Origin of the sequence: Rubrivivax rivuli (genome assembly GCF_004016505.1) — a bacterium.
Classification (GTDB): domain Bacteria; phylum Pseudomonadota; class Gammaproteobacteria; order Burkholderiales; family Burkholderiaceae_C; genus Rubrivivax; species Rubrivivax rivuli.
Window position 1 is genome coordinate 872,713 of record NZ_SACR01000001.1, and the last position, 14,216, is coordinate 886,928.

The 14,216-nt window shown below is 71.3% G+C and carries 11 protein-coding genes; 5 read left to right on the forward strand and 6 right to left on the reverse strand.

Translation table 11 applies throughout. From position 1 onward, the window contains the following. Positions 1-2: 2 nt before the first annotated feature. Genes malG through EOE66_RS03795 form a run of 3 tightly spaced genes read left to right on the forward strand, consistent with a single transcriptional unit; the run spans position 3 to position 5,247 of the window. Entirely contained in the window at positions 3-893 is an 891-nt protein-coding gene (gene malG / locus EOE66_RS03785) for a maltose ABC transporter permease MalG (protein ID WP_128227319.1), read from the forward strand. Continuing rightward, positions 890-2,491: a glycoside hydrolase family 13 protein gene (locus EOE66_RS03790; protein ID WP_205702615.1), complete on the forward strand. Its 1,602-nt coding sequence runs from the start codon at positions 890-892 to the stop codon at positions 2,489-2,491. Before malG ends, EOE66_RS03790 begins: the two co-directional genes overlap by 4 nt. A gap of 29 nt (positions 2,492-2,520) precedes the next feature. Further along, on the forward strand, positions 2,521-5,247 hold the full coding sequence (locus EOE66_RS03795; RefSeq protein WP_164884987.1) for a glycoside hydrolase family 13 protein: 2,727 nt from the start codon (positions 2,521-2,523) through the stop codon (positions 5,245-5,247). Between the two features lie 17 nt (positions 5,248-5,264). Here the strand turns inward: EOE66_RS03795 and EOE66_RS03800 are convergent, their stop codons facing one another. Further along, the gene (locus EOE66_RS03800) at positions 5,265-5,453 is read right to left on the reverse strand and encodes a hypothetical protein (RefSeq protein WP_128227321.1); all 189 of its coding nucleotides are present in this window, start codon (positions 5,451-5,453) and stop codon (positions 5,265-5,267) included. A gap of 163 nt (positions 5,454-5,616) precedes the next feature. On the opposite strand from EOE66_RS03800, the gene EOE66_RS03805 reads away from it, so the two are divergent. Continuing rightward, on the forward strand, positions 5,617-6,597 hold the full coding sequence (locus EOE66_RS03805) for an alpha/beta hydrolase (RefSeq protein WP_128227322.1): 981 nt from the start codon (positions 5,617-5,619) through the stop codon (positions 6,595-6,597). Here the strand turns inward: EOE66_RS03805 and EOE66_RS03810 are convergent. The 3 genes from EOE66_RS03810 to EOE66_RS03820 all read right to left on the reverse strand — a co-directional run bounded on the left by EOE66_RS03810 (position 6,587) and on the right by EOE66_RS03820 (position 9,898). Further along, entirely contained in the window at positions 6,587-7,498 is a 912-nt protein-coding gene (locus tag EOE66_RS03810; RefSeq protein WP_128227323.1) for a caspase family protein, read from the reverse strand. The two genes, EOE66_RS03805 and EOE66_RS03810, sit on opposite strands and share 11 nt — an antisense overlap. 75 nt (positions 7,499-7,573) lie before the next feature. Beyond that, entirely contained in the window at positions 7,574-8,269 is a 696-nt protein-coding gene (locus EOE66_RS03815; protein ID WP_128227324.1) for a P-loop NTPase family protein, read from the reverse strand. A gap of 123 nt (positions 8,270-8,392) precedes the next feature. Then, on the reverse strand, positions 8,393-9,898 hold the full coding sequence (locus EOE66_RS03820; protein ID WP_128227325.1) for a S41 family peptidase: 1,506 nt from the start codon (positions 9,896-9,898) through the stop codon (positions 8,393-8,395). Positions 9,899-10,024: 126 nt separating this feature from the next. Here EOE66_RS03820 and EOE66_RS03825 point away from each other — a divergent pair, with 126 nt between their 5' ends. After that, a complete protein-coding gene (locus EOE66_RS03825) occupies positions 10,025-11,428 on the forward strand; it encodes an MATE family efflux transporter (RefSeq protein WP_128227326.1) in 1,404 nt (467 codons plus the stop codon). A 10-nt stretch (positions 11,429-11,438) separates the two neighbouring features. Here EOE66_RS03825 and EOE66_RS03830 read toward each other — a convergent pair whose 3' ends face one another. Continuing rightward, entirely contained in the window at positions 11,439-13,481 is a 2,043-nt protein-coding gene (locus tag EOE66_RS03830; protein ID WP_128227327.1) for a S9 family peptidase, read from the reverse strand. Between the two features lie 26 nt (positions 13,482-13,507). Beyond that, positions 13,508-14,215: a DUF6445 family protein gene (locus EOE66_RS03835; protein ID WP_128227328.1), complete on the reverse strand. Its 708-nt coding sequence runs from the start codon at positions 14,213-14,215 to the stop codon at positions 13,508-13,510. Position 14,216: the final 1 nt, after the last annotated feature.

A 14,216-nucleotide genomic window follows, 5' to 3' on the forward strand; every position in this document is an offset into this window, starting at 1 on the left:
GCATGGCCATCGTCACCGGCAAGAGCCAGCGCTGGCGCGTCATCGGCGCGCACGCCTTCATGTGGGTGCTGCTGGCCTTCACGCTGTTTCCGCTGCTGGCGGTCATCAGCATCAGCCTGCGGCCGGGCAACTTCGCCACCGGCAGCCTGATCCCCACCACCATCAGCTTCGAGCACTGGCAGCTGGCCCTGGGCATCCCCTACACGCAGCCCGACGGCACGGTCGTGCAGCCGCCCTTCCCGGTGCTGCTGTGGCTGTGGAACAGCATCAAGATCGCCACCATCTCTGCGCTGCTCATCGTGGGCATCAGCACCACGGCGGCCTACGCCTTCGCGCGCATGAAGTTCGCGCGCAAGAACCTCATCCTCAACAGCATGCTGCTGCTGCAGATGTTCCCGGTGGCGGTGGCGTTGGTGGCCATCTACGCCATCTTCGAAGGCATCGGCACCCAGCTGCCCTGGCTGGGCATCGAGACCCACGCCGGCCTCATCGTGGCCTACATGGGCGGTGTGGCCATGCACATCTGGACGATCAAGGGCTACTTCGAGACCATCCCGATGGAGATCGAGGAGAACGCCAAGGTCGACGGCGCCACGCACTGGCAGGCCTTCCGCCACGTGCTGCTGCCCATGGCCGTGCCCATCCTGATGGTGGTGTTCGTGCTGGCCTTCATCGGCACCATCATCGAGTACCCGGTGGCTTCCATCCTGCTGCGTGAAGAGCCCAACCTCACGCTGGCGGTGGGCAGCAAGTTCTACCTCTACGAGCAGAAGTACCTGTGGGGCGATTTCGCCGCCGCTGCGGTGTTGAGCGGCCTGCCCATCACGCTGGTGTTCCTGTTCGCGCAGCGCTGGATCGTCAGCGGGCTGACCGCCGGCGGCGTCAAAGGATGAAGACCCCTGCCCTCGTGGCCGCGCTGGCGGCCGGTTTCAGCATGGCCCATGCCGCCAACTTCGCCACCGGCGTGAACACCCCCGCCGGCAACCCTGCCGACGAAGCCCTCAAGGGCGTGTACGAGGCGCGCGAGAAAGACTGGCGCAACGGCGCCGTCGTCTACCAGGTGCTGCCCGACCGCTTCGCGCCGGCGGCCAACCTGGAGGCCAAGCGCCACCTCTACCCCGCGCCCAAGGTGCTGCGCCGCTGGGACGAAAGCCCCAAGCGCGGCAGCTACGTCGAGAGCGCGCGCCTGTGGAGCCACGAGATCGAGTTCTGGGGCGGTGACCTGGCCAGCCTGGTCACCAAGCTCGACCACGTGCAGGCGCTCGGCGCCGACGTGCTCTACCTCAACCCCATCCACCTGGCCTACACCAACCACAAGTACGACGCCTTCGACTACAACGCCGTGAGCCCTGAGTTCGGCACGCGCGAAGACGTCAAGGCCCTGGCGAAGAACGTGCATGCCCGCGGCATGAAGCTGGTGCTGGACGGCGTGTTCAACCACATGGGCCGCAACGCGCCCATCTTCAAGGACGCGCAGGCCAACCCGCAGTCGAAATGGCGCGACTGGTTCTACTTCGGCCCCCAGTACCAGAGCGGCACGCGCACCTGGTGGCTGGCCGAGAACCTGCCCGAGATCAACCTCGAGAACAAGGCCGTGCGCGACCACATCTACGGCGCGAAGGACTCCGTGGTGCGCAGCTACCTGCGCGACGGCGTCGACGGCTGGCGGCTCGACGTGGCGGTGGACATCGGCTTCCAGTTCCTCAACGAGCTCACGCGCGCGGCGCACGCCGAGAAGCCCGGCTCGCTGGTGGTGGGCGAGATCGCCAACTACCCGAAAGACTGGATGCCCGCGGTGGACGGCGCCATGAACTTCACGCTGCGCGAGATCATCGTGCGCACCGCGAAAGGCCAGCTGGAGGTGCCGCTGGCGCAGAAGATGATCGACCGCATGATGGCCGACTCACCGCCCGGCGGCCTGCTCAAGAGCTGGATCATGCTGGACAACCACGACACGCCGCGGCTGGCCAGCACCATCCCCGACACGCAGCGCCGCCGGATGGCGCAAGTGCTGCAGTTCTCGCTGCCGGGCTCACCCAACCTCTACTACGGCAGCGAGGTGGGCATGACGGGCGAGCAAGACCCCGAGATGCGCGGCCCGATGCGCTGGGACCTGGTGGACCAGGGCCACCCCGAGCTGACGTGGACGAAGCAGCTCGTGGCCTTGCGCAAGGCCCACCGCGCGCTGCGCGTGGGCGACTACCGGCCCATCACCGCGCACAAGCTGCTGGCCTTCGAGCGCTACACCGACCGCGCGCTGGACACCATCGTCGTCATCGCCAACCCCAGTGACCAGCCGGTGAGCGAAAGCGTGCTCGTGGGCAACAGCAAGCTGATGAACAACTGGAACCTGGTCTCGCTGGACGGGCAGGTGAAGCTGCCCATCCTGGTGGGCATGCTGCACGTCACGCTGCCGCCGGGTGGTTTTCTGGTGCTGAAGCCCGAGGCCAGCCCGGGCGGTGGTTACAGCGCCTACAAGCGCGTGCAGTGATGGTGCGTGCAGTGATGACGGCTGCAGTGATGCGGGCCTGGTTTCTGGGGCTGGCCCTGCTGGGCACCGGCCTGGGCGCGTCTGCGGCCGAGGCCTGCCGGCCCGACCCGCTGCAGGGCCGCAGCCTCTACCTGCGCGGCACCTTCAACAGCTGGAACGCGCTGGAGACGCAGCGTTTCACCTGGGCCTGCCAGCGCTGGGAGTTGGTCACGCGCCTGCAGGGCGAGCACAGCTTCAAGGTGGCCGACGAGGGCTGGAGCGGCGATGCCGATTTCGGCCGCGGTGCGGCCGAAGGCAGCGCCGAACGGCTGTCGCTGCGCGGCCCCGAACTCAAGCGCCGCTTCGACGGCGTGCACCGCTTCACGCTGACCATGGATGCATCGAGCGCGACCCCGCAACTGCAGGTCAGCGCCTGCCCCGCGCCCGCCCCTTTCGGCGACACCGTGCTCTACCTGCGCGGCACGCCCAACAACTGGGCCGCACTCGACGACTGGGCCTTCCAGTACAGCTGCGACGCCTACTACCTCAACGTCAAGCTCAGCGGCCGGCACGAGTTCAAGGTGGCCGACGCCGGCTGGAAAGACGCCAGCAGCTTTGGCGAAGGCGGCGGCAACTTCGCGCACGTCTTCAATGGCGAACACACGGTGCGCGTGGCCTTCGAAGACGGCAAGCCGCGCCTGAGCGTGGGCCCGAAGACCTTTGCCGACCCGGCGGCCAAGAGCGTCACCGATCCCGTCGCGCTGAGCCTGCGCTACGACAGCCGCAACCTGGCCCACAAGCGCCCTTTCGGCGCCGTGAAGGCCGGCACCCCGGTGCAGTACGCGGTGACTTCGCTGCCCGGCGTGCAGCGCCTCACGCTGGTGGTGGAGAAGCGCCGGCTCGAAGGCAACCAGGAGGTGCTGGATTACACCGAAGTCGCGCGCGTGCCGATGCAGGCCCGCCGTGACGGTGCGAACCTGCGCTGGACCGCGCGCCACCGCTACGCCGACGTGGCCGTCTATGGCCACTGGTTCGAGGCGCAGATCGGCGGGAAGACCTACGTGCTGCAGAACAACGCCGCACCGGTGTTCTGGACGCGCGAGAAGGGCGCCGGCGGCCGCGCCGAGGTGGCCGACAGGCCTGCATCCGGAAGAGGCACGGCCGGCATCCGCCGTTTCCGCCAGACCGTCTACAGCCCCGATTTCAAGGTGCCCGCGTGGGCGCCCGACATCGTCTACTACTACGTCTTCCCCGAGCGCTTCCGCAACGGCAACCCGGCCAACGACCCGAAACCCGGCATCACGCGCTACCACCAGCACACGGTGGAAGTGCACAGGAACTGGACCGACCGCCCCTACCGCCCGAACAGCGGCGACGGCAGCGACGCGTTCTTCAACAACGACTTCTTCGGCGGCGACCTCGAAGGCCTGATCCAGAAGCTCGACCACATCAAGGAACTCGGTGCCAACACGATCTACATGACGCCGGTCTTCAAGGCCAGCAGCAACCACAAGTACGACACCGCCGACTACCGCGAGATCGACCCCGCCTTCGGCAGCAACGCCGATTTCGAGCGCCTGACGAAAGAGGCTGCGAAGCGCGGCATCCGCGTCATCCCCGACACCAGCCTGAACCACACCGGCGCCGATTCGCTGTACTTCAACCGCTACGGCAACTACGGCAGCCAGGGCGCCTTCCAGGGCGGCAAGGTCAACCCGGCTTCGCCCTGGGCCGGCTGGTACAGCTTCGACACCACGCAGGCCGAGCCCGACAAGCAGTTCAAGGGCTGGGTGGGCGTGACCGACCTGCCCGAACTCAACAAGAACAGCGAGAGCCTGCGCAACTTCTTCTACCGCGACCGCGATTCCGTCACCAAGCTCTGGCTCGACCGCGGCGCTGCCGGCTGGCGCATGGACGTGGCGCCCTGGGTGCCCGACGACTTCTGGCGCGAGTGGCGCGCCGCGCTCAAGGCCCACAAGCCCGATGCGCTGACGGTGGCCGAGACCTGGTTCGACGCCAGCAAGTACTTCCTGGGCGACATGTTCGACAGCACCATGAACTACGTCTTCCGCAACGCCGTGCTCGAGTACGCGGCCGGCGGCGACGGCGCGGCGCTGTACACGCACCTGGAGCACCTGCGCGAGGCCTACCCGCCCCAGGCCCTGTATGCGCTGATGAACCTGCTCAGCAGCCACGACCAGGCGCGCGCGCTGCACCACTTCGGCTGGCACGACGACACGAAGGATCCCGCCGCCATCGCCCAGGCCAAGCAGCGCCTGCGGCTGGCGGTGCTGTTCCAGATGAGCTACCCCGGCGCGCCCACCGTCTACTACGGCGACGAGGTGGGCGTGACCGGCGGCGACGACCCCTACAACCGCGCCACCTTCCCCTGGGCCGACCAGGGCGGCCAGCCTGACGAGGCGCTGCACGCCGACTTCAAGCGCCTGATCGCGATGCGCAACCAGCACGCCGTGCTGCGCCGCGGCAGCCTGGAGGCGCCGCTGCATGCCGACAAGCAGGTGATCGTGTTGCTGCGCCGCCTGGGCAGCGGTGCTGGGGCGACCTGGGCGCTGGTGGGTCTGAACAACGCCACCGAGGCGCGCAACGTGGAAGTGAAGTTGCCGCCCGGCGTGCCCGTGGCGGCCTTGAAGGATGTGCTGGGGGATGGGCCGGGCGGGGCGCCCGCGCTGCAGGCGGTGGGCTCGGCCTCAGAGGGCCGCTGGCGCCTGACGCTGCCGCCGCTGTTCGGGCGGGTGCTGGTGGCCCCGGGCCGCTGAAGGCACGGCGGTGGCGCTCAGGCGACGCCCAGGCCCAGCGCCAGCGCGCCGGCCAGCACCAGCATCACCGGCAGCACGCTCAGCAGCAGGCGGCCGGTGCGCAGTTGCCGGGCCGGGACGACCGGGCTCGGCTGGGCGGGCTCGAACAGGTCTTCAGCGAAGGCTTCGCTGCGCCAGGCTTCGGGGGGCAGGAGGTGGCTTTGCATGGTCGGGCTCCGGTTCGGGCGGCGGTGAGCGGTGCAGGAACGTTGCTTGGGTGTGTATCGGCAGTTTGGTCACCGGGCGTGACACCGTCGTTACGCCGCTGACGCTGCGCTGGATGCAAAGCCTTGCAAGTTGTGACAGTCCGCACAGGACAGGAGGCCTTCGATGAACAAGCCCTGGAACCGCCCCTTTTGGGGGGCCGCTGCGCTCTGCCTGCTGGCCGTCGGTTCGTCCGTGCAGGCCCAGGCGCCGGCGGGCGCGCCGCCGGCCTTCCCGATGCCGGAGGTGGAGGTCGGCCGCGTCGAGCGCCTGCCGGCCATCGCCTCGCGCCATGTCGACCCGCGCCCGGTGGATGTGTGGCTGCCGGCCGACTACAACCCGGCCAAGCGCTACAACGTGCTCTACATGCACGACGGGCAGATGCTCTTCGACGCGCGCAAGAGCTGGAACAAGCAGGCCTGGGACGTGCACCTGGCGGTCGACCGCCTGGTGCGCGCCGGCCGCATCCCTGACACCCTCGTGGTGGGTGTGTGGAACAACGGCCCCTGGCGGCACAGCGAGTACTACCCGCAGAAGTTCCTGCCGCACCTGGCCCCGGCCGTGCGCGAGCTGTTCGTCGAGAAAGCCCTGCGCGGCAAGCCGCAGGCCGACGCCTACCTGCGTTTCCTGGTGGAAGAGCTCAAGCCCGCTATCGACGCCCGCTACGCCACGCGCCCGGGCCGCGAGGGCACCTTCATCATGGGCAGCAGCATGGGCGGGCTGATCTCGGTCTACGCGATGAACGAGTACCCGCAGGTCTTCGGCGGCGCGGCGGGCCTGTCCACGCACTGGGTGGGCAGCCACCAGCCCAACGCGGCGCTGCCGCTGGCGGCCTTCAACTACCTGCGTGACCACCTCGCGCCGCCCGACGGCCGGCGCCTCTACATGGATCACGGCACCACCGAGCTGGACGCGATCTACGCGCCCTACCAGGCCTTCGTGAACGAACTCGTGCGCGACCGCGGCTACACCGCGCAGGACAGCCTGCTTCGCGTCTTCGAGGGCACCGGCCACAACGAACGCGCCTGGGCGGCGCGGCTGGAGGTGCCGCTGCTGTTTCTGATGGCCCCGGCCGGCACGCCCGGGGCCCCGCCGGTCAGACGCTGAACGGCGCCTGCTTCACGAACTCGGCCGCCGGGCCCAGCGTGAAGAGGTTGGGGCTCTGGCTGGGCGGCAGCGCGGCGCGGATGCGCTGGTGGAAGCTGAGGTAGTTGCCCTTGAAGCTGCCGCTGCCCCACACGCGCAGCAACTTCTCGGTGAAGGCGCCGTTGTGCTCGCCGTCCATGCTGGTCTGGTTGTCCTGGCAGCCGCTGATGAGCAGCACCGCGGGCTTGAAGCTGCCCACCACCGAGGTGGCCTGTGCGGCGGCCACCGTGTGGGCCACCTGGGCCAGGGCTGCATCGGGGTCGACGATGGTGTTTTTGGAAGCTTTCGCCACCTCGGCTTGCAGGCCGTCGTAGAAGGCCTGGTGCGCGCTGTAGACGCGCCGGCCCACGGCCTCGGGCATGAGCTTGTAGCGCTGGCCGGGTGGCGGCGGGGGCAGCGGGCCGTCACGCGTGACGCTGCCGCTGTGGCAGCTGTCGGAGAGCACCAGAACACGCACGCCGCTGGCGAAGCGGCTCAGCTCCAGGTAGAGCTCGTCGTCGATGAGCTGGCCGTCGTAGAGGCACCAGGTCTCGTCCTTGCGGTCGGGCTCGTCTCGGTTGGTGTCGGGCACCTGGCCGCCGTGGCCGCTGAAGCTGAGGAAGAAGAAGTCGCCGGCCTTCAGCGCCTTGGCGGCGCCGCGCATCGCGCCCAGCACGGCCTTGCGCGTGGCCTGCTTCGTCAGCAGCACGGTCGGCTTCATGCCGCGGCTGCGCGCGATGTCGGCCATGTCGCGGGCGTCGAACTCGCAGGCCGCCAGCGGACCTTCCCAGCCGGCGTAGGCGGCGGCGCTGACGGTGTTCAGGCCCAGGTGCAGGGACAGCGCCTTCGGCGCGGTGGGCTTGGCAGGTTTGACGGTGGGCATGGCGCGCTCCGGCGGCAGGTGGGGCCGGGATGATGCGCTGCCGGCACCCGCCGGCCCAGCCCTAGTTCACCGGGCTCAGATGTCGAGCGTGGCCAGCTCGGCCTGCGTGCGCTGCAGCCACAGCTTCAGGCGCTGCCGGTCGAGCAGGCCCAGGCCGCTGGTGGCGGCCTGTGTGGCGGCCCAGAAGCTCTGGCCCTTGGCGTCCACCTTCTGCAGCAGCGAGTCGGGCAGCTTGCGCAGGCGCAGGCTGCGCGCACCCTGGGCCTGGGCGCGTGGCACCAGGCCGGAGGCCTCCAGCTGCTCGAAGCCGTCGCCGCGCACCTCGTTGAGCACCATCACCAGCGGCAGGCCGGCCGCGCCGCCGGTGGCGCCATCGAGCCAGCGGCCCAGCAGGTCGGCCGAATCGCGGCCCGCGTCCATCACGTGCCAGTACGTCATCTTCAGGCCCAGTTCCTGGGCCAGCGTGGGCACGGCGGCTTCGTCGAGCCAGCGCAGCAGCGGCGCCTGGGTCTGGGCGGCCAGGTCCACCAGCACGCGCCGGCCGGGCTCGGCCGTGGCGGCTTCGATCACGGGGTCGAGGCTGTCGTGGCCGTCCAGCGGCAGCGGCGCGGCGTAGTCGGCGTAGTAGCGCAGCAGCGCGCCGTGCGAGCGGTCGGTGTCGAAGCCGATGAACGGCTGGTTGCGGTCGATGAAGTGCTGCGCCAGCACGCGCGCCAGCAGCGATTTGCCGACCCCGCCTTTTTCACCGCCGATGAAGTGGATGTGGCTCATGCGTGCCTTGAGGATGTGCGTGCAGGTTGGAAGGAAGGCCGGTGCCGCAAGGGCAGCCCGGCCGGGCGGCGGCATCGTAGCGCAGGGGTCTGGCGCAGGGGCCATGCGCAGGACATGCGGGGCTCAGGACGTGGGTGCCACGGTCGGTGCCCGGCCCGGCCGCCAGCCCCGGATGAGCGCGCGCGCCGCCTCCATCACGGTGTCGGTGCCGGCCACGGCGTCCTCCCAGCGCGGTGCCACGGGCAGCTCGGGCAGCACGCCGCGGTCGGGCAGTGTGTCACCGTCGTCGGGCTGCACATGGTTGGCGCGCAGCGGGATGTCCACCGCCACGCCCGAGGCGGGCAAGGTCAGCCAGGCGATCTGCCCGCCGTTGAGCCCTTGCAGGTGGCCGGCCGTGGGCTCGCCCATCAGCACCGCGGCGCCGCTGCGCTGCAGGTCGCGCGCCAGCAGGAAGGCGGCCGAGCTGTTCTGCGGCCCCACCAGCGCCACCGTGCGACCGGGGTAGGGCTCGGCCACGGGCTCCACGCGCTGCGGCGGGCGCGGGGCCAGCTGCCAGCGGCCCTCGGGCGTGCGCGTGGCCTGGCCGCGGCGGTCGAAGAAGCTGTTGTCCCAGGTGCCCAGCAGCGGCAGCAACTCGGCCGGGGCCAGCTCGTAGGCGCTCTCGCGGCGTTCGGCCGGGGTCTCGTAAGGCTGGCGCAGCAGGTGGGCCAGCAACTGCCGCGCGATGCTGTCGTCGCCGCCTTCGCACTCGCGCAGGTCCAGCACGAGGTAGGGCAGCCCGCGGATCGCCTGGAAGGTGCGTGCCAGGAAGGCATCGGCCTTGAAGCTGCTGTTCCAGAAGGCAAAGGTGGTGATGCGCAGCACCGCGGTGTCGCCCTCGCGCTGCAGGCCCCAGGGCGGGGGCGTTTCGGGCAGCGTGCGCTGGCGCTCGGCCAGGGTCATGGCGGGCACCTCCACCGTCTGAGGGCCTGCAGCACTGCGCACCGCCAGGCGCCAGCGGCCGGCCTGTGGCGGGAAGGCGATGGGGAAGAGCCAGTCCATCGCGCTGCCGTTGGCGCCGGTGTCGAGCTGCGCCCAGCGCTTGCCGACAGCGCCCGCGTGCGTGCCGTCGGCGCGCAGCAGCGGCAGCAGCGCCGCGGCGATCTCGCCCACCGGCCGGCCGTCGATGGCCAGCAGTTCGCTGCCGGTGGCCAGCCCCGGGGCAGCGCTGCCGGTGACCAGCGCACGGCCCTGCAGCCAGCGCAGCGTGCAGGGCAGCTTGTCGGGGCCGTCGAACAGCAGCGAGCGCAGATCGGCGCGTGTGTTGTAGCGGCTGGCCCAGGTGTGGCCGCAGTTCACGGCCGCTGCAACGCGCGAGCAATTCAGGAAAAAGGCCGGCCGCGTGCAACCCCCGGCGATGGCGGCCTCGGCGGTGGCGAAGGCGGCCTCGATCTGCGCCGGCGTGGCGCGGCGCTGCAGGCCCGGATGCAGGGCTTGCAGCGCGCGGCGCAGGGTCTGCAGATCGCTGCGCGCCTCGGCCGCGCTCAGAGGGGCTGGGCCCTGGGCCCGGGCGGACGGGCTGGCCAGGGCGGCGGCGAGTGCCGGCGTGGCGAGCAGGTGTTGCAGGGCATCGCGGCGGTTCAGGGGCATGGCAGGGCTCAGGGCGGACGGAGGCGGGGCAGGCGCTTGCGGCCACCGCGCGACAGCGCGGTGTTTTCGCGATCATCGCGCGAGCCGTGCCCGGGTTACACCGAGGTTCCGCCCTAAGCTCGCGGGATGACCTTGACCTCGCCGCCGGCGCCCGCCGCGCGCACCCTGCACCGCCCGCAGCCGCGCTTGTTCTCGTTGGCCTGGCCGCTGTTCCTGGAGCTCTTGCTGGGCATCGCCGTGGGCGTGGTGGGCACGGCCCTGGCTGCGCGCCTGAGCGACGCGGCCGGCGCCGCCTTTGCGCTCTCGCACCACGTCTTCGGCACGCTGTTCATCCTGTTCCGCGTCATCGGCGCGGGCGTGGGCGTGGTGCTCACGCAGGCGCTGGGCGCCGGCCGGCGCGACGCCGCCGATGCGGTGGCCCGCGCCGTGCTGGGCGCCAGCACCTGGATGGGCGTGGCCGTGGCGCTGCCGGCGCTGCTGTTCCCGGGGGCGCTGCTGGGCGTGATGAACGCCCCCGCTGCGGTGCTGCCGCTGGCCGCGCCGCTGCTGATGGCGCTGGCCCCGGCCATGCTGCTGGACGCCTGGAACGCCAGCATGACGGCCGTGATGCGCGCCCACCTTCGCGCCCGCGAGACGCTGGCCGTGATGGTGGCCATGCACCTGCTGCACCTGGCGTTGATGGGGCCGCTGATGTTCGGGCTGCAGCTGGGGCCGCTGCAGCTGCCGGCGCTGGGCCTGCCGGGTTTTGCGCTGGCGCTGCTGATGGCGCGCGCCGTGGCCATCGGTCTGCACCTGTGGCTGTGGCGCACGCGGCTGAACCTGCGGCCGCGGCGCAGCGACTGGTGGCGCCTGCGCCGGGCCGAGCTGGCCGAAGTGGCCCGCATCGGCCTGCCCGGCGCGGCCGAGAACATCGCCTGGCGCCTGGCCTTCATGGTGACGGTGGCGGTGGTGGGCACGCTGGGCGCTGCCGCGCTGGCCACCCACGCCTACGTGCAGCAGGTGATGATGGTGGTGCTGCTCTTCGGCCTGGCCACCGGGCTCAGTGCCGAGACGGTGGTGGGCCACCTCATCGGCGCCGGGCAGTTCAAGCGTGCCCACCGCGTGGTGCGGCGCGGGCTGGCGCGGGGGCTGGCCGTCAGCGTGGCGGTGGCCGCTGTGGCGGCGCTGGCCTCGCCCTGGCTGATGCGCATCTTCACCGCCGATGCCCAGATCATCGCCACCGCCACCGTGCTGCTGTGGTGGACGGTGCTGCTGGAGCCCGGCCGCACCTTCAACCTGGTGGTCATCAACGCGCTGCGCGCCGCCGGCGACGCGCGCTACCCGGTGATGGTGGGCACCGGCAGCATGGTGGTGGTGATGGCCTTCGGCAGCTGGCTGCTGGGCGTGAAGCTGGGCTGGGGCCTGGTGGGCGTGTGGATCGCCTACGCCGCCGACGAATGGCTGCGCGGCCTGCTGATGTGGCGCCGCTGGGCCACGCTGGCCTGGGTGCCGCACGCACGCGCGGCGCGGCGGCGGCTGGCTGCGGCGTGAACGGCCGGGCTCAGGCGGCCACGGGCGCCAGGTGCTGGCCCAGGAAGCTTTCCACCCGGCCCCACCAATCGGCCTGGGTCTCGGGCAGCGCCCAGCCGTGGCCTTCTTTCTCGTACTCCACCCACTGCAGCGCCGGGTTGTGCGGTCGCACGGCGTCGCGCAGGCGGCGGCCGTGTTCGATGGGCACGCGGCGGTCGACCCGGCCATGGCCCAGCAGCAGCGGCGCACGGATGCGTGCGGCCTGCTGCAGCGGTGAATGAGCGGCCAGCTCGGCCGCGTCCTTCTCGCGGTCGCCGATGAGCTGCGGCATGCCGTGGCGCTTGAAGGCATCGCTGGTGTCGCTCCAGCGCGCGTCGAACATCAGCAGCAGGTCGCTCACGCCAGCCCAGGCCACCGCGCAGCGGAAGACCTCGGGCTGGCGCACCAGCCCCATCAGCGCGGCATAACCGCCGTAGCTGGCGCCCAGCACCGCCACGCGGCGCGCATCGGCATGGCCCTGGGCCACGGCCCAGCGCACGCCGTCGGCCAGGTCGTCTTGCATCGCGCGGCCCCACTGGCGCCAGCCGGCGGTGAAGTGCTTCTGGCCGAAGCCGGTGCTGCCGCGGAACTCGGGCTGCAGCACCGCGTAGCCGCGCGAGGCGAGGAACTGCACCTCGGCCTGCCATTCCCACTCGGCGCCGCGCACCCAGGGCCCGCCGTGCACCAGCACCACCAGCGGCGGCTTGCGCTCGGTGCCCGCATTGGCACTGTGGCCGGCCGGCAGCGTCAGGTAGGCCGGGATCTCCAGCCCGTCACGCGCCTTGTAGCGCACGAAGTCCATCGCGGCCATGCGCGCAGGCGTGATGTGCGGCTGCTCGGCGCCCAGGCGCACCAGCTTGCGCGTGCTGCTGTTGTAGAGCAGGTGCACGGCCGGCTGCACGTCGGCCTGCGCGCGCACCAGCATGAAGGGCCCGTCGCCGCGGCGCGGCGGTGTCAGGCGGTTGGCCGTGGCCGGCAGCAGGCGGTCGACCTCGGCCTGGTGGCCGCGCATCGCCTCGTCGAACCACTGCGTGACCTCGGCGTCCACGGTGTGCCGCAGGCCCGCCACGCGCTCGCCGCGCCAGACGAAGCTGGGGTCGATGTCGAACTGCGGCAGCGCCAGCACGGCGGGCTGCTGCAGCTGGTCGGTGGCGGGGTCGAAGAGGTAGACGCCTTCGGTGTCGGTGCCCGGGCGCGCGGTCACGTACAGGCGGCCGTCGGGGGCCACGGCGTGCATCGCGAAATCGGCGTTCAAGCCGAAGCGATCGAACTCGCGCAGCGCCTGCCAGCGGCCATCGGCCGGGTTGCGCCAGTGGATGGCGGCGCGTGCGCCCTTGGCGGTGAACACCGCGCGCAGCTCGCCGCGCGCGTCGATCAGCCACTGGAAGGCCTGCCGCGGCGCTTCGATCTCCTCGGCCAGGCCGGTGACGGTGTTGAGCTTGAGCAGGCGGAAGTAGTCGAAGCCCTTGTCGGTGACGGCATCGGGCTGCACGACGAAGACGTGGTCGCCGTCCTGTGCGCCGCCCTGCTCCAGCAGGAAGGTATTCCAGGGCAGCTCGCGCAGGTGGCGGTCGTAGCGCTCGGTGACGTGCTCGCGGTGCACCAGGCTGCGGTAGCCGCTGCCATCGGCGTTGACGGCGAACAGGCCCGGCGCGAACTGCAGGTCGGCATCGGCCGACTGGTGATCGGCCAGGTCGTAGACCAGGCGCTGGTCGTTCACCCAGTGGAAGCGGCGCACGTCGGCGTCCTTGAAGGCCGCCACCACCTGCAGCTTCAGCGTGGCCGTGTCCAGCACCGCGAGGCGGTCGCGCTGGCCCGCGGCGCTGGCGCGCACGGCCACGCGCTGGCCGCTGGGCGAGAGCTTGGCGCCGCTGAAGACCGGGCGCTGGAAGAACTGCGCCACGGGCAGTGGCGCCGCGGCCGGCGCGGCCGCAGGCTGCGCCCAGGTGGGCAGCCAGCAGCCGGCCAGGCCGGCCGCGGTGGCTTGCAGCAGGTGGCGGCGGGCGGCGTGTGGCAGGGCGGGGGATGGGCTCATGGACGAACGGCGGGAAGAGGCGCCGATCAGGCCGCTGCGCGGCGGCAGATGAAAAAGCCGTTGAGCGTGAGCCGGCCCTGCGCAGGGTCGGCACTCAGCTTCTCGGGCTGGGTGATGTGGCTGCTGTGGAAGTGGCCGCCGTCGTAGAACACCGCGCGGTTGTAGGCCGCCGGCACCACGGCGGCCAGTTCGAAGTGGGCGTTGCTGGCGCCGATGTAGCCCGGCGGGGCGCCGATCTCGGCCGTGAAGGCGGCGTCGTCCATCGCGGCCCAGCGCCGGATGTCGGCGTTGATGTCTTCGATGGGCCGACGCGGCAGGTAGAAGCTGGTGCCGCCCAGGGCGGCGTCATGGAAGAGGTAGAGCGTGCAGGCCGCCACCGTCTGCTCGGCCGTGGTCCCGAAGCGGTCGCGGTGGCACAGGCGCTGCAGCGGTCGCAGCTGTGCCGGCTGCAGCGTGGCCAGCGAGAGCCGGCTGTACATGCTTTGCGTGCGCCGTGCGCCCAGGCGCTGGCGCAGGTGCAGCATGAAGAAGTCGGAGAGCGGGCCGTCGATGTCGGGGCCTTGCTGCCACTCCAGCCCCGGGTAGGCATTGAAGGGCGCGGCGCGGAAGCTGGCGCGGCCGGCGATCGCGCGCTCGCGCAGCGCCTCGGGGTCGAGCAGCACGTCGTCGACGACCCAGACGTCGTGAACGCCTCCCACGGACACGCGCTCGATGCGCGGGCGGGGGTTGAACATC

What these genes read in the sequence shown, in the direction of transcription:
- malG (WP_128227319.1), top strand. Translation starts at nt 3, where the DNA reads ATGGCCATCGTCACCGGCAAGAGCCAGCGCTGGCGCGTCATCGGCGCG.
- EOE66_RS03790 (WP_205702615.1), top strand. Translation starts at nt 890, where the DNA reads ATGAAGACCCCTGCCCTCGTGGCCGCGCTGGCGGCCGGTTTCAGCATG.
- EOE66_RS03795 (WP_164884987.1), top strand. Translation starts at nt 2,521, where the DNA reads ATGCGGGCCTGGTTTCTGGGGCTGGCCCTGCTGGGCACCGGCCTGGGC.
- EOE66_RS03800 (WP_128227321.1), bottom strand. Translation starts at nt 5,453, where the DNA reads ATGCAAAGCCACCTCCTGCCCCCCGAAGCCTGGCGCAGCGAAGCCTTC.
- EOE66_RS03805 (WP_128227322.1), top strand. Translation starts at nt 5,617, where the DNA reads ATGAACAAGCCCTGGAACCGCCCCTTTTGGGGGGCCGCTGCGCTCTGC.
- EOE66_RS03810 (WP_128227323.1), bottom strand. Translation starts at nt 7,498, where the DNA reads ATGCCCACCGTCAAACCTGCCAAGCCCACCGCGCCGAAGGCGCTGTCC.
- EOE66_RS03815 (WP_128227324.1), bottom strand. Translation starts at nt 8,269, where the DNA reads ATGAGCCACATCCACTTCATCGGCGGTGAAAAAGGCGGGGTCGGCAAA.
- EOE66_RS03820 (WP_128227325.1), bottom strand. Translation starts at nt 9,898, where the DNA reads ATGCCCCTGAACCGCCGCGATGCCCTGCAACACCTGCTCGCCACGCCG.
- EOE66_RS03825 (WP_128227326.1), top strand. Translation starts at nt 10,025, where the DNA reads ATGACCTTGACCTCGCCGCCGGCGCCCGCCGCGCGCACCCTGCACCGC.
- EOE66_RS03830 (WP_128227327.1), bottom strand. Translation starts at nt 13,481, where the DNA reads ATGAGCCCATCCCCCGCCCTGCCACACGCCGCCCGCCGCCACCTGCTG.
- EOE66_RS03835 (WP_128227328.1), bottom strand. Translation starts at nt 14,215, where the DNA reads ATGTTCAACCCCCGCCCGCGCATCGAGCGCGTGTCCGTGGGAGGCGTT.